Origin of the sequence: Orrella sp. JC864, assembly GCF_037026685.1 — a bacterium.
Classification (GTDB): domain Bacteria; phylum Pseudomonadota; class Gammaproteobacteria; order Burkholderiales; family Burkholderiaceae_B; genus Orrella.
The window spans coordinates 64,111-83,387 of the sequence record NZ_JBANET010000013.1 but is presented as its reverse complement, the minus strand read 5'-3'; the positions used below and the strand labels follow the sequence as shown (position 1 = coordinate 83,387).

The window sequence follows — 19,277 nt, the reverse complement described above, 5'->3', positions numbered from 1 at the left end:
CGCTTAGAACTTCAGGCCGGCTTCACGCGCGGCGTCGGCCAGCGCCTTGACGCGGCCATGGTAACGGAAGCCCGCACGGTCGAAGGCAACCAGCTCGATGCCGGCGGCCTTGGCCTTCTCGGCCACGCGCTTGCCCACCAGCGTGGCAGCCGCGACGTTGCCGCCCTTGCCGCTCTCGCCCGAGAGCTGCTGGCGCACTTCGGCTTCCACCGTGGAGGCGCTGACCAGCACGCGGTCGCCTTCCGGCGAAATGATGTTTGCGTAGATGTGCTGATTGCTGCGGAACACCGTGAGTCGGTTCACGCGCAGTTCGGCAATCTTCCGGCGGGTCGGAATCGCACGCCGCAAACGGGAAATTTTCTTGTCCATGATTTCGTCCTAGCCTTGCGCGATTACTTCTTCTTGGTTTCCTTGATGACCACGCGCTCGTCGGCATAACGCACGCCCTTGCCCTTGTAGGGCTCGGGTTCGCGGTACGCGCGGATCTCGGCGGCCACCTGGCCAACGACCTGCTTGTCAAAGCCCTTGACGACGATTTCCGTCTGCGTCGGGCACTCGATCTTGATGCCCGGGGGCATCTTGTGCAGGATGTCGTGCGAATAACCCAGCTGCAGCTTGACGGCGTCGCCCTGCACCTGGGCGCGGTAGCCCACGCCGACCAGGGTCAGCTTGCGCTCGAAGCCCTTGCTCACGCCGGTCACCATGTTGGCCACCAGGGCGCGCAGGGTGCCGGACATGGCCTTGGCTTCGCGGCTGTCGTTGGCGACGGTGAAGCTCAGCTTGCCGTCTTCTTCCTTGATCAGCACGTCGCCCTTCAGGGGCTGCGTCAGCGTGCCCAGCGGGCCCTTGACGACGATGGCGTCAGCGGCGATCTTGGCCTCGACGCCCTTGGGCAGTTCGACCGGGTACTTTGCAATGCGTGACATTCGGTTCTCCTTAGGCCACGTAGCACAGCACTTCGCCGCCCACGCCATTGGCGCGGGCCTTGCGATCGGTCATCACGCCGCGCGAGGTCGAAACGATCGCGACGCCCAGGCCGTTCATGACCTGGGGGATGCTGGTGCGGCCCTTGTAGATACGCAGGCCCGGGCGCGACACGCGCTCGATGCGCTCGATCACGGGGCGGCCGGCGTAATACTTCAGGGTGATTTCGAGTTCGGGCTTGGCTTGCGTGCCCTTGATTTCGAAACCGTCGATGTAGCCTTCGTCCTTCAGCACGGCGGCAATGGCAGCCTTCAGCTTCGAGGAGGGCATGACCACAGTGGGCTTGTCCACTTGCTGCGCATTGCGAATGCGGGTCAGCATATCGGCGATGGGATCGCTCATGCTCATATTCTTTCTCCTACCAGCTGGCCTTGGTCATGCCAGGGATCTCGCCCTTCATGGCCATTTCACGCAGTTTGTTGCGGCCCAGGCCGAACTTGCGGAACACACCGCGGGGGCGACCGGTGATCGCGCAGCGGGTTTCCTGACGGGTGGGGTTGGCGTTGCGGGGAAGTTGCTGCAGCTTCAACCGGGCTTCGTAGCGTTCTTCGTCCGACTTGGATTGGTCGTCGATGATCGCCTTGAGCGCGGCACGCTTGGCGGCGAACTTCTCGGCCAGCTTGATACGCTTGTTGTTGCGATTGATCAGTGAGAGTTTTGCCACGTCATCGCCCCTTAGTTGCGGAACGGGAAGCTGAAGGCGGACAGCAGCGCCTTGGCTTCTTCGTCGGTCTTGGCGGTGGTGGTGATGCTGATGTTCAGCCCACGCAGCGCGTCGATCTTGTCGTATTCGATCTCGGGGAAGATGATCTGCTCTTTCACCCCGATGTTGTAGTTGCCGCGGCCGTCGAAGGCACGGCCCGAGATGCCGCGGAAGTCGCGCACGCGAGGCAGCGCGACGTTCACCAGGCGATCCAGGAATTCGTACATGCGCTGGCCGCGCAGGGTCACCATGCAGCCGATCGGATAGTTCTCGCGGATCTTGAAGCCGGCGATGGCCTTGCGGGTCTTGGTCACGACGACCTTCTGGCCGGCGATCTTGGTCAGGTCGGCCGAGGCGTGCTCGATGACCTTCTTGTCGGCCACGGCTTCGGACACACCCATGTTCAGGGTGATCTTGGTGATGCGGGGCACCTGCATCACGCTCTTGTAGCCGAACTTCTCGGTCAGGCCGGGCACGACCTTTTCACGATACAAATCTTGCAAACGAGCCATGTCGATCGCTCCTTAAGCCTTCGCGCCCACGATTTCGCCGTTGGAGCGAAACACGCGGACCTTGCGACCGTCGACTTCCTTGATCCCGACGCGGTCGGCCTTGCCGCTCGCGGGATTGAAGATGGCCACATTCGAGATGTGAATGGGCAGCGTCTTCTCGACGATACCGCCGGGGTTGTTCTGCATGGGGTTGGGGCGCACGTGCTTCTTCACGACGTTGACGCCCTCGACCAGCACGTGGTCGGCGTCGACGCGGGCCAGCACCGTGCCGCGACGCGTCTTGTCGCGACCCGTCAGGACGATTACCTCGTCGCCTTTGCGAATCTTGTTCATCGCGGTTCCTTACAGCACTTCCGGGGCCAGCGACACGATCTTCATGAATTTCTCGGTACGCAGCTCGCGCGTGACCGGTCCGAAGATGCGGGTGCCGATGGGCTCCAGCTTGGCATTGAGCAGCACAGCGGCATTGCCGCCGAAACGAATCAGCGAACCGTCCTTGCGGCGCACGCCCTTGGCGGTGCGAACCACCACGGCGTTGTAGATTTCGCCTTTCTTGACACGGCCGCGGGGGGCCGCATCCTTGACGCTCACCTTGATGACGTCGCCGATACCGGCATAACGGCGCTTGGAGCCGCCGAGCACCTTGATGCACATCACTGCGCGCGCACCAGTGTTGTCGGCCACGTCCAGCGTGGTCTGCATTTGGATCATGTTTTTTCCTGTGCCAACTTAATCGGAAATCCAGCCTTGCCGGGCAAACGCCCCGACGCATGGCCAGGCATTCCAATCAGTTTTGGTCCCGTCAGGCGCGCCATGCGCCCTGGGCTGAAATTCCTGCTTGATTTTTCCCGCCTTGCCAGACCGCCCTCGGTTGCCGCTCGGTTGTCGGCATCCTGGCTGCCGCGCCGCTGGCAACCCAGCAGATCCGTCAGCCCGGCGCCGCCCAGCCCTAAAAGCAAAGCTCGCGCGCCCCACCCCGAACCAAAACGATAAGGGACTTTGCGGGAAAGTTGATAAGTCTAACCTAGATCCAGCCCTGCATGCAAGGCCTGCCTGGCGCGGGCGGCTAAAAAACCACGCCGGGCGCGCCAGCAGGCCGGCGGGCGCGGCCTTAGCCCCCTTCTTGCCTGAGGCTGGCCAGGGTGCGCGCCAGCTCGTGCACCAGGGCCTGCGCCCGGGCCAGGCCCTGCTGGCCGCCTTCGCCCGGGGCGGCGGCGGACGCGGCGCCTGCCTGCGGCCGGGCGGCGGGCTCGCCGGACGAGGCGGCCGGCTGCAGCGCCCCTTCGTGCAGGCGCGGCTGCACGCTCTCGCGCCCGTCGCTCACGTCCACGTCGAATACCAGCTGCTCGGCCCGGTGCCAGGTCGAGAACCATTCCAGCGGGTGGCCGTGCTGGTCCTTGCCCTGGCCTTCCAGCTTGAGCAAGGGGCTGCCCTGGCCCACCTCCAGCAGCCGGGCCAGCTGCGCGTCGGCGGCCACGGCGCGGATGCGGTTGCGCCCCACGCCCGGGCGCAGGCCGTACTGCTGCGCCAGCACGCGGTGCAGCGACGCATCCTCAAGCTGGCCGGCCGCCAGGCCGGGCACCGCCCGCGCCGGCAGCCAGGTCTGCACGTAGGCCAGCGGGGCGCCGTCCAGGTGGCGCAGCCGCTCCAGCCGCAGCAGCGGCTGGCGGCCGAAGAAGGCCGCGACCGGGTCGGGCGCGCGGTCCGGCGCCAGGGCCAGCACGCGGGTGCGCAGCGTCACGCCCGTCTGGGCGAACTGCTCGTACAGGCCGGTCGAGCGCTGCACCAGGCGGCGGTGCTCGGCTGGCGGGGCGACCGTGGCCGGACGGCCCGGCTCGCGGCGGATCAGGCCCTCGGCGGCCAGGGCCGCCAGCGCCTGGCGCACCACGCTGCGCGCCACCCCGTGGCGCTCGCACAAGGCCGCCTCGCTGGGCAGGGCGCTGCCCACGGGCAGGCGGCGGGCCCGCAGGTCGCGGCGCAGCAGCTCGGCCAGCTGCGCATGCAGGGGCTGCTCGCCCGAACGGTCCAGTGTTGCGTGCGTATCGTCGTGGGCCAGCGCCATGTAACCATCAACCTCCGGTTTGTGCCCTCGCAGTTTCCCATACGTGGTTCCATCCCGGGGCCAGGTGCGCGGCGCGCTCGGCCGCCAGCACCAGGCTGTCCTCGCGGGCGATGCCCTTGCCGGCGATGTCGAAGGCCGTGCCGTGGTCCACCGAGACGCGCACCACCGGCAGGCCGACGGTGATGTTCACGCCGTCGTCGCCATACACCGACTTGAAGGGCGCATGGCCCTGGTCGTGGTAGCAGGCCACCACGAACTGCCACTTGCCGCGCACGGCCTGCGGGAACAGCGCATCGGCCGGGATGGGGCCGGCGGCCAGGATGCCGGCGGCGTTGGCCTCGGCCACGGCCGGCGCGAGGATCTCGGCGTCCTCGTGGCCGAAGATGCCGTTCTCGCCCGCGTGCGGATTCAGGCCCGCGACCGCGACCGGCTGGTCCGAGCGGCCCAGCGCCTTGGCGAAGGCGCCGGCCAGGCGCAGCACGGCGCGCATGCGCGCCGGCGTCACGTCCTCGATGGCCTGGCGCAGCGACACGTGGGTGGTCGCGTGGAAGATGTACAGGTCACCGGCCGAGAGCACCAGCGAGAAGGTCTTGACCCCGAACTCGTGCGCCAGCAGCTCGGTATGGCCGGGCCACTTGTGGCCGGCCGCGTGCATGGCCGCCTTGTTCAGCGGGGCGGTGACGATGCCGTCGATGCGGCCCTCGCGCGCCAGCGCGCAGGCCGTGGTGACGAAGCGCACCGAGCCGTCGCCGGCAGCCGCGCTGATGCGGCCCAGCGGCACCTCGCCCAGCGAGGGACCGGCCTGCAGCACCTCGATGGTGCCCGGCGCATTGCCGGCCTGCTCGGGCTTGTCGATACGGCGCACGATGGCCGGGTCGCCGCCCAGGCCGCGCACGGCATTGGCCAGCGAGTCGGCATCGCCCACCACGAACAGCCTGGCCTTCTCGCGCAGCGCCTGATGGTTCATCAGCATCTTGGCCGTGATTTCGGGCCCGATGCCGGCCACGTCGCCCAGGGTAACGGCCAGCAGCGGCTTGGCGGGGTTTGCTTGCGTCATCGCTTGAATCTCCTGTCGCGGATCGCGCAGACCGCGCGAACCAATACGTCCTCGGTGCCAAAGCCGCCGGCCTTGGTCACCACGGGCAGGCCCGCGTGCGGGCCGCCGGTCAGCGTGCCCAGGGGCACGCCGCCCATTACTTCACCGACCAGCGCGATGCCGTCGGCCTGCGCGGCCAGCAGCACCTGCCGGGCGCCATCGCCGCCGGTGGCCACGACCCCGGCCGCGCCGGCGCCGATCAGTTCGGCGGCCAGCGCGCCCAGGCGTTGCGCGACGGTCTCGGAATCCAGGCCCGCCAGCCGCCCTTCGGGGGCCAGCAGCATCAGCGTGCGCGGGCCGTCCTGGCCGCCGGCCCCGGCGGCGCGATGCTGCGCCAGCCGCGCCGCCGTCCAGGCCTGCCATTGCCCGGCGTCGGCCAGCTGCGCCAGCGTGGGCGTCCAGGCCGCCGCGCCGGCGCCCGCCAGCGCCCGCGCCTGGGCGCGCGCGGCGCTGTGCTGCGAGGTCACCACCACCAGCACCGGCTCCGATTGCCCGGCCCGCGCCCACAGCCGCGCCAGCGGCATGGCCAGGCCGCCGGCGCCCACCGGCACGGCGCGCTCGCCCAGCAGCGCGACGGCTTGCGCCAGGCGCTCCAGGTCGGCCTCGTCGCGGGCGTCGACCACCACCACCGGCCCGGCGGCCTGGATGCGGCGGGCCAGCGCCGCCGCATCCTCGCCGGCCTGCTGGCCGACATGGCCGCAGCCCAGCAGCGTGGGAATGTGGCTTTCGGTCACCGGGGTCACCGGGTCGCGGGCCGCGGACGTCTCGGTGACCGGCCGGCCGTCCACCAGCAGGCGGCCGTCCTCGACAGTGCGCCCGGTTGCGGGAAAGGCAGGGCAGATCACCGCGATCGCGTCCTCGGCCCAGGCCTGCCGCGCCGCGTCGATCTCCGCCTTGAACGCGCCGCGCAGCGTCGAATCGACCTTCTTGTACAGCCGCGTCACGCCTGCTGCGCGCAGCCGCGCCACATTGTCGGCCACCACCTGCGCCGCGCGGGCGGCGGGCATGGCGCGGCTTTGCGTCGTGACGGCCAGCACCTCGACCTCTTCGCTGGCCGAGCCCTGCAAGGCCCGCCGCGCGTCCTCGACCGACAGGCGGGTGGACCAGCCGGCGCGCACGAACTGCACCGCCGTGTCCCCCGAGCCGGTCAGGTCATCGGCAACGATGGCGATCAGCGGCTTCAAAGCTTGGGCTCCGGCACGGCCCCCTCGGGCTGGGCGTCGCCGGCGGGCTTGAGCTCGCCGGCCCGCTTCAGGAAGTAGGAAGCCAGCACGGGCGCCAGGATGGAGCTGATCAGCACGCAGGCGGCGACCTGCGCGGTGGCCGTGGCCACGTATTGCTGGAAGTTGGGATCGGCGGCGGCCACCACGGCGGGCGTGGCGATGGCGTTACCGGCCGTGGTGCCGGCGGCAAAGCCCAGGCCGCTTTTGCCGCCGCGGCGCAGGATGTAGCGATAGCCCAGGTAGACCAGGCCGCCGGTGATGGGGCTGATGATCAGGCCCAGGATCAGGCCGGTGATGCCGCCGTTGACCACCGCGGCCAGGTTGATGCCCGTGCCCAGCGCGAAGGCGAAGAAGGGAATCACGATGTTGGGCACGGGCTTGAGCACGTCGCGCCACTTCGGATCCAGGTTGCCCACCAGCACGCCCAGCAGGAACGGCACCAGCGCGGCGACCAGGGCGATGAAGGGAATGTCGGCCAGGCCCGAGGCGCCCAGGAACAGCAGGCTGAAGAAGGGGCCGTCGTTGACGGCGCTGGCCACGTAGGCGCCGCGATCGCGCGCATCGCCGTACTGGCCGGTATAGGCCAGCCACAGGCCGCCGTTGCTGTTGTCGAAAGCCGCCAGCAGCGCCAGGATGGACACGCCCAGCACGCCGTCCAGGCCCACGTAGGCGCCCAGGATGATGATCAGCGTGGCCGGCACGATGGTCTTCATCAGCAGGATGGTGCCGGCCGTGGCCAGGATGGGACCGCCGGTGCGGGCATTGACGTGCGTGCCCGTCGCAAAGATCAGCAGCGCGATCAGCGGCAAGGCGCTGTTCTTGAACAGCGCCGTGGTGAAGCCGCCGATGCCCAGCGCGTCGGGCGCGAAGGTTCCGACCAGCGAACCCAGGATCAGCGGCACCAGCATCAGGCCGCCGGGAATCTTCTGCATGGTGCCAAAGAAGGGCGAACGGGCGTTTTCTGTCGTCACGATGTAGGTCTCCAGGACGATTGGTTTTGATTTGGCGTGCGCAAGGCGCGTCACGTCGTTTTATGGGCTGCGCGCCGGCACGCGGAACTGGAGGGCGGCCCGAAGCGAGCGTGGAGTGCTGCGGGCGTTAGTGTACTGCTGTACGTACAGGTCTGTACGTACAGAGCAGGCATTCTTGCAGATTTACGACAGTGGCATGCCAGCAAAGGCGATGCCGGCGGCGCGCCCGGCCGCGCGGCCACCAGGCAGGCACGGGCCCGCGCGCGCCGGAGAAGCGCCGGAGAAACAAAAACGGCAGGGTTTCCCCTGCCGTTTCCGGGCACTGCAACGAATCGGACCGCTTCAGATGATGCGGGCGGCCTCGACCAGGCGCACCACGCTCCAGGACTTGGAACGCGAGATGGGGCGGCCTTCGGCGATCTCGACGGTATCGCCCTCGTTGTACTGGTTCGCCTCGTCGTGCGCCTTGTACTTGTTCGAGCGCATGACGATCTTGCCGTAGATGGGATGCTTGGTGCGGCGTTCGACCAGAACGACGACGGTCTTGTCCATCTTGTTGCTGACGACCTTGCCGACCAGCGTGCGCTGGCGCTTGGCTGTCTGGGTGGTTTGCGTATCGGACATATCAGTTTCCCGCCTTTTCAGTCAGCACGGTACGCACGCGCGCGATGTCGCGGCGCACCTTGCCGAGCTGGCTGTTGTTGGCCAGCTGCTGGGTGGCTTTCTGCATGCGCAGGCCGAATTGGGCGCGCAACAGGCTTTCGAGCTCTTTGCCGAGCTCTTCGGTGCTCTTGGCACGAAGTTCGCTAGCTTTCATATCGATTCTCCTCAGGCACCGATGTGACGCGACACGAACGTCGTGGAAATCGGCAGCTTGGCCGCGGCCAGGCGGAACGCCTCGCGCGCCAGCTCTTCACTCACGCCTTCCATTTCGTACAGCACCTTGCCGGGCTGGATTTCGGCGACCCAGTATTCCGGATTGCCCTTGCCGTTACCCATGCGGACTTCGGCAGGCTTCTGCGAAATCGGCTTGTCCGGGAAGATGCGGATCCAGATACGGCCGCCACGCTTGATGTGACGGTTGATGGCACGACGCGCCGACTCGATCTGGCGAGCGGTCAGGCGGCCGCGGCCGGTCGCCTTCAGGCCGAACTCGCCGAACGACACGTTGGTGCCGCGGGTAGCCAGGCCGGTGTTACGGCCCTTTTGCTCTTTACGGTATTTTCTGCGTGCTGGCTGCAGCATGCTTATTCTCCTTCGGGCGCCGGGGCGGCGTCAGGCTTGCGCGGACCGCGGCCACGGCCAGCGGGGCGGCGCGCACCATCCGGACGGTCACCGCGGGGAGCGCGGCGCGGACGACGCTCTTCCTCGCGGGGGGCAGCGGTCTCGGGCGGCAGTTCGCCGTTGGGCAGCATGTCGCCCTTGTAGACCCAGACCTTGATGCCGATCACGCCATAGGTGGTGTTGGCTTCGGACGTGCCGTAGTCGATGTTGGCGCGCAGGGTGTGCAGCGGCACACGGCCTTCGCGATACCACTCGGTACGGGCGATTTCAATGCCGTTCAGGCGGCCCGAGCTCATGATCTTGATGCCCTGGGCGCCCAGGCGCATGGCGTTCTGCATGGCGCGCTTCATGGCGCGGCGGAACATGATGCGCTTTTCGAGCTGCTGCGCGATCGAGTCGGCGATCAGCTGGGCGTCGGTCTCGGGCTTGCGGATCTCCTCGATGTTGACGTGCACGGGCACGCCCATCAGGCGCTGCAGGTCGCCCTTCAGGCTTTCGATGTCCTCGCCGCGCTTGCCGATCACCACGCCCGGACGGGCCGAGTAGATGGTGATGCGGGCGTTCTTGGCCGGGCGCTCGATGACCACGCGGCCCACCGAAGCGCTCTTGAGCTTTTTCTTCAGGTATTCGCGCACGCGAATGTCCTGGGCGAGCATGCCGCCGAAAGCCTTGTCGTCGGCGTACCAGCGCGAGCCCCAGTTACGGGTGACTGCGAGCCGGAAGCCGGTCGGGTGAATTTTCTGACCCATCGTGACTCCTTAGGCGCCGACCTTGACCACGATGTGGCAAGTCTGCTTCTCGATACGGTTGCCGCGGCCCTTGGCACGCGCGGAAAAACGCTTGAGCGACTCGGCCTTGTCCACGTAGATGGTCGTGATCTTCAGCTCGTCGATATCGGCGCCGTCGTTGTGTTCTGCGTTGGCGATCGCGGACTCGACAGCCTTCTTCAGGATGCCGGCCGCTTTCTTGGGCGAGAACGTGAGGATGTTCAGCGCCTTGGCCACCGGCAGGCCGCGGATCTGGTCCGCAACGAGCCGGGTCTTCTGCGCGGAGATGTTCACTCCGCGGATCTTGGCAGTGGTTTCCATCGCTTACCTCTTCGCCTTCTTGTCCGCCGCGTGACCCTTGAAAGTACGGGTCAGGGCGAACTCGCCGAGCTTGTGGCCGACCATGTTCTCGTTGATGTAGACGGGAACGTGCTGGCGGCCGTTGTGCACAGCGATCGTCAGGCCGATGAACTCGGGCAGGATCGTGGAACGGCGCGACCAGGTCTTGATCGGCTTCTTGTCTTTGACCGCGACCGCCTTGTCCACCTTCTTGATCAGGTGGGCGTCGACGAAGGGTCCTTTCTTGATCGAACGTGACATGATGTTCGCCTCTTACTTGCGCTTGCGCCGTTGGACGATCATGTTGTTCGTCCGCTTGTTGCGACGGGTCTTGTAACCCTTCGTCGGAGTACCCCACGGGCTGACCGGCTCGCGGGCCTCGCCGGTGCGGCCTTCGCCGCCACCGTGCGGGTGGTCCACCGGGTTCATGGCCACGCCACGAACCGTCGGACGCACGCCGCGCCAACGCATTGCACCGGCCTTGCCGATCTGGCGCAGGCTGTGTTCTTCATTGCCGACTTCACCGATGGTGGCGCGGCAGTCGATGTGCACGCGGCGCACTTCGCCCGAGCGCAGGCGCACCTGGGCGTAGACGCCTTCGCGCGCCAGCAGCACCGCCGAGGCGCCGGCCGAACGGGCCAGTTGCGCGCCCTTGCCGGGGATCATCTCGATGCAGTGGATCGTGCTGCCGACCGGGATGTTGCGGATCGGCAGGGTGTTGCCGGCGCGGATCGGCGCTTCGATGCCCGAGACCAGCGTGGCGCCGACTTCCAGGCCGCGCGGGGCGATGATGTAGCGGCGCTCGCCGTCGGCATAGCACAGCAGCGCGATGTGGGCGGTGCGGTTGGGGTCGTATTCGAGACGCTCGACCTTGGCCGGGATGCCGTCCTTGTCGCGACGGAAGTCGACGACGCGGTAGTGCTGCTTGTGGCCGCCGCCACGATGGCGAACGGTGATGTGGCCGTTGTTGTTACGGCCCGAGCCGCGGGTCTTTTTCTCGACCAGCGCGGCGAAGGGTGCGCCCTTGTGCAGATTGGGCGACACGACCTTGACCATGCCGCGACGGCCGGCCGAGGTAGGCTTGACTTTGACGAGCGCCATTTACTTCACCTCCGCGAAGTCGATTTCCTGGCCGTCCACGAGCGAGACGTAAGCCTTGCGCTCGTTGCGGCGGCGGCCGGTGTAGCGGCCGAAACGCTTGGCCTTGCCCTTGCGGTTCAGGACCTGCACGGACTCGACTTGCACCTTGAAGAGCAGTTCGACAGCCGCCTTGATCTCCGGCTTGGTGGCATCGGCCACGACGCGGAAGGCGATCTGCTGGTTCTTGTCGGCGACGAACGTGGCCTTTTCGGTCACGATCGGAGCCAGAATGACTTGCAACAGACGATCTGCGTTCATCCCAGCATCTCCTCGAATTGGGCGATAGCCGGCTTGGTGATCAACACGTTCTTGTAGTGGATCAGCGACAGCGGATCGGCGTAGCGCGGTTCGACCACGGCAACATGGGGCAGGTTGCGGGTGGCCAGGTAGACGTTCTCGTCCACGGCGTCGGTGATGATGAGCACCGAATCCAGGCCCAGCGTCTTGAGCTTCTGGGCGGCGAGCTTGGTCTTGGGCGATTCCAGCGAGAAGGAGTCCACCACCGAGATGCGGCCTTCGCGGGCCAGCTGCGACAGGATCGAGCGGATGCCTGCGCGGTACATCTTCTTGTTGACCTTCTGGCTGAAGTTCTCGTCGGGCGAGTTCGGGAAGGTGCGGCCACCCCCACGCCACAGCGGCGACGAGGTCATGCCGGCGCGCGCGCGGCCGGTACCCTTCTGGCGCCAGGGCTTCTTGGTGGAGTGCTTGACTTCCGAGCGGTCCTTCTGGGCGCGGTTGCCGCTACGGGCGTTGGCCTGGTAGGCCACCACGATCTGGTGGATCAGCGCTTCGTTGTAGTCACGGCCGAAGACGGTGTCGGGCGCGGCGAAGGTCGCGTCGGACTGGCCTTGTTCGTTCAGGAGCTTGATGTCCATGGCTTACGCTCCCTTCTTGGCAGGCGCCTTGATGGCGGGACGCACGACGATGTCGCTGCCGGCGTGGCCAGGGACGGCGCCCTTGACCAGCAGCAGGCCGCGCTCGGCGTCCACGCGGATCACGTCCAGGTTCTGGACGGTGCGGGTCACGTCGCCGAGGTGGCCGGACATGCGCTTGCCGGGGAAGATGCGGCCGGGATCCTGGGCCTGGCCGATCGAGCCGGGCACGCGGTGCGAGCGCGAGTTGCCGTGCGAGGCGCGCTGCGAACCGAAGTGGTGGCGCTTGATGGTGCCGGCAAAGCCCTTGCCGATGGTGGTGCCCGTCACGTCGACCTGCTGGCCGGCTTCGAACACGCTTTCGACGGCCACCACGCTGCCGGGCGTGAACTCGGCGGCGCGGGCGGGATCGAGGCGGAATTCCTTCAGGACGCTGCCGGCTTCGACGCCGGCCTTGGCGTAGTGGCCGGTTTGCGGCTTGGCCACGCGCGAGGCGCGGCGCGAGCCGTAGGCCAGCTGGACGGCGGCATAGCCGTCGGTCTCGAGAGACTTGACTTGGGCGACGCGGTTGTTGGACACGTCCAGCACGGTCACGGGGATGGACTCGCCATCTTCCGTGAACACGCGGGTCATGCCGACCTTGCGGCCCACCAGCCCGAGCCGGAATGCGGCAGGCGTGGGTGTCGTGTTCGACATCGTTTTCTCCATTCCCGACTGCGATTGGTCGGGGCTAATAAGGCCCGGAATATCTCCGGGCGTTCTGATTTGCGGCCGGGCGGGCGCTCCAGGCAACACCTATGAACCACATACAAGACGCGGCAAAAAACAAGCCGCAAAGCCCAACAGGCTCGCCCGCCAGCCGAAAAATACGGCTCCTGCCAAAAATGGCAAGCTTTGCACTATAGCATGCAGGTTGGCTACTAGCAAGATCCATAAGGCATCAAGCCCGCGGCGCGGCGGATCCGCCACAGCGGGCCGGCCTCTGGAATAATCTGCGCAAACTCTGGAGCGCGCGATGACCCTGCTTTCCTGCCGGACGCTGGCCCTGGCCGGCGCCTTGCTGCTTGCCCTGGCCGGCTGCCAGGCCCCTTCCGATTCCCGCGCCGGTCGCGAGCAGGCCCAGGCCGCTGCGGCGCACGCCGCCCTGGTCGAGATCTTCGTTGCCGGCACGCAGCCCGAGCCGGGCCGCAGCGTCCTGCAGGTGCCCGACGGCGTGCTCTACATCGAACGGCGCCCGGTGCTGGGCCGCGAGGATCTGAGCGAGGCTGCGGCCCTGCAGGGCGAGGACGGCCAGGCCTACCTGGGACTGCGCTTTACCGAGGAAGGCGCGGCCCGGCTGGCGGCGGTCAGCCGCGCGCGCGTGGGCAGCCTGCTGGCGCTGGTGATCGACCGCGAACTGATCACCGCTCCGGAGATCGCCGAGCCCCTGGACCGCGGCGTGCTGGCCTTGGCCATGCCCGATGCGGCGATGGCCTCGGAGCTGGCCGCCCGCATCCGGGGCGCCGGCCCGCGCGATGCGCCGTTAGGCCATTAAGCCGTTAAGCCACCGGACCATCAAGCCGCTGGACCGCGGCCCAGCCGGCGCCAAGGCCAGGCGGTCTTCAGGCCAGCTTGGCCAGCGCCTCTTCGCGCGTGGCCGTGGCCGTCAGGATGGCCAGGAAGCCGCTGATCTCGAACACTTCCCGCACCTGCGGGCTCAGCCCGCACAGCACCAGCGCGCCGCCTTCCTGCTTGAGCCGCTTGGCCAGCACCAGCAGCACGCGCAGCCCGGCGCTGGAGATGAATTCCAGCCGCGCCAGGTCCATCACCATCTTGCGCTCGCCCTTGTCGACCTGGGCCATGAGTTCGGCTTCGATGCCGGTGGCGTTGGCGCTGTGGATCTGGCCCTCGGGCATGACGACGAGGACGTCGGCGCTTTTTTCGGTGGCAAGGCTCATGGATTCGGTTTCCGGTGCTGGGCAGTCAGGGAAGCGGCCGATGCGCGAGAATATCGTGCGCGCCGCGCGACGGCCCAAATCATACGCGAGCAGGCCCTGCGCGCGTAGGCGCGAGACGGCCCCGGGGCACCGGATGGAACCGCGGCGCCGCAACTGTTACGTACTTCTCGTAGCCCCTTGGGGGGCACGGACTTTCCGCCTAAGGATCTTCGGCCGCATGAGCATCGATTTCGCCTCCCCGTCCTCGCCGGGCAACCTCAGGCTGGAAGACTTCGCCCATGCCGCGCGCTCGGGCGGGGATGTCTACGTATCGGCCGACGGCCAGGCCTGGCAGGTCCTGGGGCAGGGCCAGACGCCGGGCGGGCGCTCGGTGGCCTGGGTCGCGCCCGACGTCGATACCGCTTCGATGTTCGCCCGGGCGCTGGCCGACAGCTACGGCAACGGCATCGCCAGCGCGGTGTCCAGGGAGCTAGGCCTGGATCCCTCGCCGGGCCGGCCCTTGTCCGCCCGCACCGTATCGATGGCGCTGGACATGGCCCAGACCGCCAGCATGGCGATGGAAGGCGTGGATTTCGCCACCCGCCTGGCCTGCTCGGCGCTGGGCGGCTCGCCGGCCTTTGCCGCGGCGTGCCGCCAGGCCGGGGTGCAGGACCCGGCCGCGGTCGGCCCCGCGCTGCGCGGCGAGATCGACGCGGCCATGCAGGCCCGCTTCGAGACCGCCGCGGCCGGCGGGCAAAGCCCGGTGCCGCTGTCCACCGCCCAGGCCTGGCTGAACGACATCACGGCCAGCAAGCTCGCTGGTTCGAACCAGGGTTAACCCTGGTTTTTTGCCGATTACGGGGATTTTTACGGCAACTTTGCGGCAATTTCGTAACAAATCAGCATTCTTATTACGAATGTCACAAGAATTGTAGTAGCTTGTTGCCTCCCCTCCTGCGTCCTTGCGCTCCCGATGATCGAGTCCCACGCCCCTCGCGCCGATCAGGCCTGCCCGCCGCAGGCCGCGCCGGGATCGCGCACGCCCCAGGACGAGCGGCTGCTGCGAGACCTGATCCGCGAGCACCGCGGCCGGCTCGAGCGCTTCATCGTCCGGCACATCGGCAACGCCACCGAAGCCGAGGACCTGGCCCAGCAGGCCTTTGCCGAGGCAGCGCGCTCGTACCAGACCTTTCGCGGCGAATCGCAACTGTCCACCTGGCTGTACGGCATCGCGATGAACCTGGTGCGCAACCACCTGTCGCGCGCGCCCGAGCGGCGCTACGACTTCGTGGGCGAGGACGGCCTGGCGGGGCTGGCCGACGAGCAGGCCACGCCCGAGCAGGCCGCCGAGCAGGCCCAGGCCCTGCGCCTGCTGCAGGAGACGATGGCCGAGCTGCCCGAGAGCATGCGCGAGATCCTGCTGATGGTCGGGCTGGACAACCTGTCCTACGAAGAGGCCGCCGCGCTGCTGACCGTGCCGGTAGGCACCGTGCGCAGCCGGCTGTCGCGCGCGCGCAGCGCCCTGCGCGCGCGGCTCGCGGAAAAAGGCCTGGCGCTGGATTTCTGAATCAGGGCGCCCGGCCGGTGCCTGGCGCCGCCGGCGTCTCGATGGTCAGCACCGGGCCCGTATGGACGGCCGGCGCCGGCAGCGGCTCGGCCTGCAGCGGCGCCTGGGCCCTGACCGGCACCGAATCGATGTAGCGCCCGGAGACGCGGATCGGTCCACGCGGGGCCTGCACCTGCACGTCGTCAAAGCGCACGCGGGTCTGCTGGCCCTGCATCAGGTCCAGATATTGCCCGGCGCTGAGCTGGCCCGGCTGGCCGCCCCAGGTCAGGTTCAGCGCCTGGCCGGCGCGGCCCTGCGCGCGCGGCGGCGCGACCGGCTCGCCCAGGATGGAAACCACCCGCGGGCGCAGCAGGAACAGCCGCTCGCGCCGCTGCACCGTGGTGGACTTGTTCGAGAACAGCAGCCCCAGCCCCGGGATGTCGCCCAGCAAGGGCACCTTGTCGACCTGCTCGGAATCCTGGCTGCTGTTGTAGCCGCCGATCAGCAGCGTCTGGTCATCGCCCACCACCGCCAGCGTGCTGACGCTGGTGCGCCGCACGGTGGGCAGGTCGCCGATGCGCCGCTCGTCCTGGATGCGCCCGTCCTCGATGTCCACCGTCAGCTCCACCTGCCGCGAACCGCCGCGCCCCTCGATGAAGCGCGGCGTGACCCGCAGCGAGGTGCCCACCGTCACCGGGGTCACGGTGGCCACGCGCTCGCCGGTGGTCTGCACGTAGAAGGTATCGGACAGGTCGATCAGGGCGCCCAGGTTGTCGGCGGTCAGGATCGAAGGCTGCGACAGGATGTTGGCCTGCCCGCGCGTCTGCAGCGCGCGCAGCCTTGCGGCCAGCACGTTGCCCACGCTCAGGCCCACGGTGCCCGGCGCCAGCAGGGCGCCGCCCTCGATGGGCAGGCCGCCGCTGGGCTGCAGGGCCAGGTCGCCGTAGCCGAACGCGGCCGAGCCGGCGCGCGCGCCCCAGGTCACGCCCAGCTCGTTGACCAGGTCCGAGTTGACGTCCACGATCATGGCCTCGATTTCGATCAGCGTGCTGGGCTGGTCCAGCTGGGCGATCAGTTCGCGGTAGATGGGGATGCGATCGGGAATGTCCTGCACGATGATGGCGTTCAGGCGCGCATCGGCCTGCACCGTGGGTTCGCGCAGGCGCAGGCCGGCGCCGCGGCTGCCGGTGCGCGCGGGGCCGGCCTGCGCCTGGCTGGCCGGCGCCGTCTCGCCGGCCAGCGGCGAGGCCGGGGCCAGCCCGTCGGCCGGTCCGAAGGCGGGCGGGTTCTCGCGCAGGGGCGCGGCGATGGCCGAGAGCGTCTCGTTGTTCGCGCCCGAGCCCGAACCCAGGATCAGGTTGCGCAGCACGCTCGCCAGGCCGGGCGTGACCACCGACTCGTTGCGGTAGCTGACGGTGCGGTCGTTGACCGAGGCATGCTTGAGCCGGAACACCGCCACCTGCTGGCCGCCGGCGCCCAGCGGCAGCGCCGCCACGGTGTCCTCGACCAGCTTGACGTAGGCCGGCGGGCCCGACACCAGGGCGATGCCCTGGTCGGGCAGCTCTCCCCAGCCAAAGCGCGGATCGAGCACGCCCATCTGCAGCAGCGCATCGCGCAGCGCGGTGATGGAGCTGCCCATGGCGCTGATCGCGCGCGTGGCCATGTCGCTGTTGCGGCTGACAAACAGCGTGCCGGCATAGACGAACCAGTTCAGGCCGTACACGCCCCCCAGCTTGTCCATGAATTCGGTGGGCGTGGCGGCGTTGAAGCGGCCGTTGACCATGCCGCCCACCCCGGGGCCCATCTGCAGCGACAGGCTGAAGCCGCTGGCGAACTCGCGCAGCACCTGCTGCAGGCCGACGTTCTCGGCATAGTAGCTATAGGGGGCGGCCGGCCAATTGGGGGCCGCTTGCGCGCCCCCGGCCAGCGACAGGGCCAGCGCGCCGGCCAAGATGATGCGCTTCAACGGACGTGCTCCTGGAGGGTGTGGCCGGAAGGAGGCATTCATTGCTGTCCCTCCTCGGCGGCGAACTTGCGCACCAGCCGCAGCACTTGCGCGACGGGCTCGATGAGCTCGCTGGGGATGTATTGATCGACCTGGGCCTCGTTCATCAGCGAACGGGCCAGCGGGATGTTCTGCATGACCGGCACCCCGGCCTGGCGGGCGGCGCGCATCATTTCCTCGGCCAGGGCGCCCTCGCCCTTGGCGGTCACGCGCGGCAGCGGCGTCTGGCCCGGCTCGTAGAAGATCGCCACGGCCAGGTGCGTGGGGTTGGTGATGATCACCGTGGCCTTGCGCGCGCTGTGCACCGCGCCCTGCATGGCCATTTCCTGGTGCAGGTGCTTGCGCTTTTGCCTGATGTGGGGGTCGCCCTCCATCTCCTTGTATTCCCGCCGCACCTCTTCCTTGCTCATCATCAGGCTCTTGCGGTGCTGCAGGCGCTGCCAGGCGAAGTCGGCCAGCGAGATGACGACGTAGGCCACGGCCACGTTGGCCAGCAGCACGCGCAGCATGCCGCCCAAGGCCGACTGCAGGCCGGCCAGGCCGCTGTAGGGCACCAGCATGAGCTGGGGCAGCGCATCGCGCACCACCAGCACCACCAGCACCGTCAGGAATACGATCTTCAGGCACGACTTGAGGAACTCGACGCCGTTCCTGGCCGAAAAGATGTTCTTGAGATTGGCCGCGACGTCGAGCTTCTGTCCCGACGGCACCAGCTTGCGAAAGGCCAGCACCACGCCCACCTGCAGGAAGTCGCCGAACAGCCCCACCGCCAGCACGATGAGCACGAAAGGCAGCACCAGCGCCACGGCCTCGCGCAGCATGAACTGCAGCGCCGCGCCGAGCGCCTGCTCGAAGGGCTGGCCGGCGAACTGGGCCGGCGCCAGCGCCAGGCGGCCCAGCGCCTCGGCAATGCCTTGCGCGTTGGCCAGCATGTAGCCGAACAGCGCCAGCACGAGCAGGGTCTGCGTGAAATCGCGGCTGTAGGCAAGCTCGCCTTTCTCGCGCGATTCGCGCAGCCGCTTGGCGGTGGGCTGTTCGGTCTTCTCGCTGCTCATGGCGATCGCCATTGTTCGTCAAGAAAAGGCACCGCCGCGCCGATGGCGCGCACGGCCTCCTCGGCATGGTCGAACAGCGTGCCCATGTACAGCGCCAGCACCAGCAGGGCCAGCCCGCTCTTGATGGGCAGGGCCAGGAAGAACACCTGCAGTTGCGGCGCAAAGCGGCTGACCAGCGCCAGCCCCAGCTCGGCCAGCAGCATCGCCACCATGACCGGCGCGGCCAGCAGCAGCACCAGGCGGGCGTAGCGGCCCAGCTGGTCGAGCATCAGGGGCACGCTTTCGCGGCGCAGCGTCGGCGTCCACTGCCACAGGTCCCACAGGCGGAAGCTGTCATACAGCATTGTCAGCATCAGGGTGAAGCCTCCGCCCACCAGGAAAAACACCAGGAAGGCTTGGTTGAACAGGATGCCCAGCGGCGACGAATCGCTGCCCGTGCCCGGATTGATCACCGCCCCCAGGCTGGCGCCGCGCTGGTTGTCGATGACCGCGCCCACGCCCTCGAAGATCCAGAACGGGATGGCCACCAGGAAACCCATCACCAGGCCGATGAAGACCTCCTTGGCCACCAGCAGCACCACGTCGATCCAGCCCGGATCGGCCGCCGCATAGCCCGGGGCCAGCGCCGGCACCAGCACCAGGCCCATGGCCGCGCCCACGCCGTAGCGCAGCAGCGCCGGCATGCTCTGGCGGCCGAACAGCGGCAGCAGGGCGCACATGGCCAGGATGCGGGGCTGGGTCAGGGCCAGGGTGGCCAGGAAGACCTTTGCCTCTGCGTAGGTAACGGACCCGAGCATTGCGT

28 protein-coding genes are annotated in these 19,277 nt (G+C 68.2%); 3 read left to right on the top strand and 25 right to left on the bottom strand.

Annotated features, from left to right (window positions below; all coding sequences use genetic code 11):
• Positions 1 to 3 precede the first annotated feature (3 nt).
• The 21 genes from rplR to rplC form a co-directional block, all read right to left on the bottom strand.
• Positions 4 to 369 carry a 50S ribosomal protein L18 gene (gene rplR / locus V8Z80_RS13240; RefSeq protein ID WP_155197318.1) on the bottom strand — a complete coding sequence of 122 codons (366 nt, stop codon included), beginning with the start codon at positions 367 to 369 and terminating at the stop codon, positions 4 to 6.
• Between the two features lie 23 nt (positions 370 to 392).
• On the bottom strand, positions 393 to 926 hold the full coding sequence (gene rplF / locus V8Z80_RS13235; RefSeq protein ID WP_155195473.1) for a 50S ribosomal protein L6: 534 nt from the start codon (positions 924 to 926) through the stop codon (positions 393 to 395).
• 10 nt (positions 927 to 936) lie between these two features.
• Positions 937 to 1,332 carry a 30S ribosomal protein S8 gene (rpsH, locus tag V8Z80_RS13230; RefSeq protein ID WP_155195474.1) on the bottom strand — a complete coding sequence of 132 codons (396 nt, stop codon included), beginning with the start codon at positions 1,330 to 1,332 and terminating at the stop codon, positions 937 to 939.
• 10 nt (positions 1,333 to 1,342) lie between these two features.
• The gene (gene rpsN / locus V8Z80_RS13225) at positions 1,343 to 1,648 is read right to left on the bottom strand and encodes a 30S ribosomal protein S14 (RefSeq protein WP_336062314.1); all 306 of its coding nucleotides are present in this window, start codon (positions 1,646 to 1,648) and stop codon (positions 1,343 to 1,345) included.
• Between the two features lie 11 nt (positions 1,649 to 1,659).
• Complete coding sequence (gene rplE, locus V8Z80_RS13220) at positions 1,660 to 2,199, bottom strand: 50S ribosomal protein L5 (RefSeq protein WP_155195475.1); 540 nt, start codon at positions 2,197 to 2,199, stop codon at positions 1,660 to 1,662.
• 12 nt (positions 2,200 to 2,211) lie between these two features.
• Positions 2,212 to 2,532 (bottom strand): 50S ribosomal protein L24, encoded by a 321-nt coding sequence (gene rplX, locus V8Z80_RS13215; protein WP_155195476.1) that lies wholly within the window; start codon positions 2,530 to 2,532, stop codon positions 2,212 to 2,214.
• A gap of 9 nt (positions 2,533 to 2,541) precedes the next feature.
• The gene (gene rplN / locus V8Z80_RS13210; RefSeq protein ID WP_086080727.1) at positions 2,542 to 2,910 is read right to left on the bottom strand and encodes a 50S ribosomal protein L14; all 369 of its coding nucleotides are present in this window, start codon (positions 2,908 to 2,910) and stop codon (positions 2,542 to 2,544) included.
• Positions 2,911 to 3,310: 400 nt separating this feature from the next.
• A complete protein-coding gene (locus V8Z80_RS13205) occupies positions 3,311 to 4,261 on the bottom strand; it encodes a GntR family transcriptional regulator (RefSeq protein WP_336062313.1) in 951 nt (316 codons plus the stop codon).
• A 7-nt stretch (positions 4,262 to 4,268) separates the two neighbouring features.
• Positions 4,269 to 5,318 carry a 4-hydroxythreonine-4-phosphate dehydrogenase PdxA gene (pdxA, locus tag V8Z80_RS13200; RefSeq protein ID WP_155195478.1) on the bottom strand — a complete coding sequence of 350 codons (1,050 nt, stop codon included), beginning with the start codon at positions 5,316 to 5,318 and terminating at the stop codon, positions 4,269 to 4,271.
• On the bottom strand, positions 5,315 to 6,541 hold the full coding sequence (dtnK, locus tag V8Z80_RS13195; protein WP_336062312.1) for a D-threonate kinase: 1,227 nt from the start codon (positions 6,539 to 6,541) through the stop codon (positions 5,315 to 5,317). Before dtnK ends, pdxA begins: the two co-directional genes overlap by 4 nt.
• Positions 6,538 to 7,551: a 2-keto-3-deoxygluconate permease gene (locus tag V8Z80_RS13190; protein WP_336062311.1), complete on the bottom strand. Its 1,014-nt coding sequence runs from the start codon at positions 7,549 to 7,551 to the stop codon at positions 6,538 to 6,540. Before V8Z80_RS13190 ends, dtnK begins: the two co-directional genes overlap by 4 nt.
• A gap of 342 nt (positions 7,552 to 7,893) precedes the next feature.
• Positions 7,894 to 8,175 (bottom strand): 30S ribosomal protein S17, encoded by a 282-nt coding sequence (gene rpsQ, locus V8Z80_RS13185; protein WP_155195480.1) that lies wholly within the window; start codon positions 8,173 to 8,175, stop codon positions 7,894 to 7,896.
• Position 8,176: 1 nt separating this feature from the next.
• Positions 8,177 to 8,368 (bottom strand): 50S ribosomal protein L29, encoded by a 192-nt coding sequence (gene rpmC / locus V8Z80_RS13180; RefSeq protein WP_155195481.1) that lies wholly within the window; start codon positions 8,366 to 8,368, stop codon positions 8,177 to 8,179.
• 11 nt (positions 8,369 to 8,379) lie between these two features.
• Positions 8,380 to 8,796, bottom strand: coding sequence for a 50S ribosomal protein L16 (gene rplP / locus V8Z80_RS13175; RefSeq protein WP_067758228.1), 417 nt, complete (start codon positions 8,794 to 8,796; stop codon positions 8,380 to 8,382).
• A gap of 2 nt (positions 8,797 to 8,798) precedes the next feature.
• Positions 8,799 to 9,584, bottom strand: coding sequence for a 30S ribosomal protein S3 (gene rpsC / locus V8Z80_RS13170; RefSeq protein ID WP_155195482.1), 786 nt, complete (start codon positions 9,582 to 9,584; stop codon positions 8,799 to 8,801).
• Positions 9,585 to 9,593: 9 nt separating this feature from the next.
• Positions 9,594 to 9,923 (bottom strand): 50S ribosomal protein L22, encoded by a 330-nt coding sequence (gene rplV, locus V8Z80_RS13165; protein WP_155195483.1) that lies wholly within the window; start codon positions 9,921 to 9,923, stop codon positions 9,594 to 9,596.
• A 3-nt stretch (positions 9,924 to 9,926) separates the two neighbouring features.
• Positions 9,927 to 10,202 carry a 30S ribosomal protein S19 gene (gene rpsS / locus V8Z80_RS13160; protein ID WP_155195484.1) on the bottom strand — a complete coding sequence of 92 codons (276 nt, stop codon included), beginning with the start codon at positions 10,200 to 10,202 and terminating at the stop codon, positions 9,927 to 9,929.
• A 12-nt stretch (positions 10,203 to 10,214) separates the two neighbouring features.
• Positions 10,215 to 11,042: a 50S ribosomal protein L2 gene (rplB, locus tag V8Z80_RS13155; RefSeq protein WP_155195485.1), complete on the bottom strand. Its 828-nt coding sequence runs from the start codon at positions 11,040 to 11,042 to the stop codon at positions 10,215 to 10,217.
• Positions 11,043 to 11,339, bottom strand: a complete 297-nt coding sequence (gene rplW, locus V8Z80_RS13150; protein WP_155195486.1) for a 50S ribosomal protein L23 — start codon at positions 11,337 to 11,339, stop codon at positions 11,043 to 11,045. It abuts the gene before it with no gap.
• Positions 11,336 to 11,956 (bottom strand): 50S ribosomal protein L4, encoded by a 621-nt coding sequence (gene rplD, locus V8Z80_RS13145; protein ID WP_155195487.1) that lies wholly within the window; start codon positions 11,954 to 11,956, stop codon positions 11,336 to 11,338. Before rplD ends, rplW begins: the two co-directional genes overlap by 4 nt.
• Positions 11,957 to 11,959: 3 nt before the next feature.
• Entirely contained in the window at positions 11,960 to 12,649 is a 690-nt protein-coding gene (gene rplC, locus V8Z80_RS13140; RefSeq protein ID WP_336062310.1) for a 50S ribosomal protein L3, read from the bottom strand.
• 319 nt (positions 12,650 to 12,968) lie between these two features.
• On the opposite strand from rplC, the gene V8Z80_RS13135 reads away from it, so the two are divergent.
• A complete protein-coding gene (locus V8Z80_RS13135; protein WP_336062309.1) occupies positions 12,969 to 13,487 on the top strand; it encodes a SecDF P1 head subdomain-containing protein in 519 nt (172 codons plus the stop codon).
• A gap of 67 nt (positions 13,488 to 13,554) precedes the next feature.
• Here the strand turns inward: V8Z80_RS13135 and V8Z80_RS13130 are convergent, their stop codons facing one another.
• Positions 13,555 to 13,890: an STAS domain-containing protein gene (locus V8Z80_RS13130; protein WP_155195490.1), complete on the bottom strand. Its 336-nt coding sequence runs from the start codon at positions 13,888 to 13,890 to the stop codon at positions 13,555 to 13,557.
• A 217-nt stretch (positions 13,891 to 14,107) separates the two neighbouring features.
• On the opposite strand from V8Z80_RS13130, the gene V8Z80_RS13125 reads away from it, so the two are divergent.
• Both V8Z80_RS13125 and V8Z80_RS13120 read left to right on the top strand, forming a co-directional pair.
• Positions 14,108 to 14,707, top strand: a complete 600-nt coding sequence (locus V8Z80_RS13125) for a hypothetical protein (protein ID WP_336062308.1) — start codon at positions 14,108 to 14,110, stop codon at positions 14,705 to 14,707.
• A gap of 135 nt (positions 14,708 to 14,842) precedes the next feature.
• On the top strand, positions 14,843 to 15,436 hold the full coding sequence (locus tag V8Z80_RS13120) for an RNA polymerase sigma factor (protein WP_336062307.1): 594 nt from the start codon (positions 14,843 to 14,845) through the stop codon (positions 15,434 to 15,436).
• Between the two features lies 1 nt (position 15,437).
• Here the strand turns inward: V8Z80_RS13120 and sctC are convergent, their stop codons facing one another.
• Genes sctC through sctT form a run of 3 tightly spaced genes read right to left on the bottom strand, consistent with a single transcriptional unit; the run spans position 15,438 to position 19,272 of the window.
• Positions 15,438 to 17,423, bottom strand: coding sequence for a type III secretion system outer membrane ring subunit SctC (gene sctC / locus V8Z80_RS13115; protein WP_336062306.1), 1,986 nt, complete (start codon positions 17,421 to 17,423; stop codon positions 15,438 to 15,440).
• Positions 17,420 to 18,475 carry a type III secretion system export apparatus subunit SctU gene (sctU, locus tag V8Z80_RS13110; protein ID WP_336062305.1) on the bottom strand — a complete coding sequence of 352 codons (1,056 nt, stop codon included), beginning with the start codon at positions 18,473 to 18,475 and terminating at the stop codon, positions 17,420 to 17,422. The genes sctC and sctU overlap by 4 nt, the downstream gene beginning before the upstream one ends.
• On the bottom strand, positions 18,472 to 19,272 hold the full coding sequence (gene sctT / locus V8Z80_RS13105; RefSeq protein WP_336062304.1) for a type III secretion system export apparatus subunit SctT: 801 nt from the start codon (positions 19,270 to 19,272) through the stop codon (positions 18,472 to 18,474). The genes sctU and sctT overlap by 4 nt, the downstream gene beginning before the upstream one ends.
• Positions 19,273 to 19,277 lie beyond the last annotated feature (5 nt).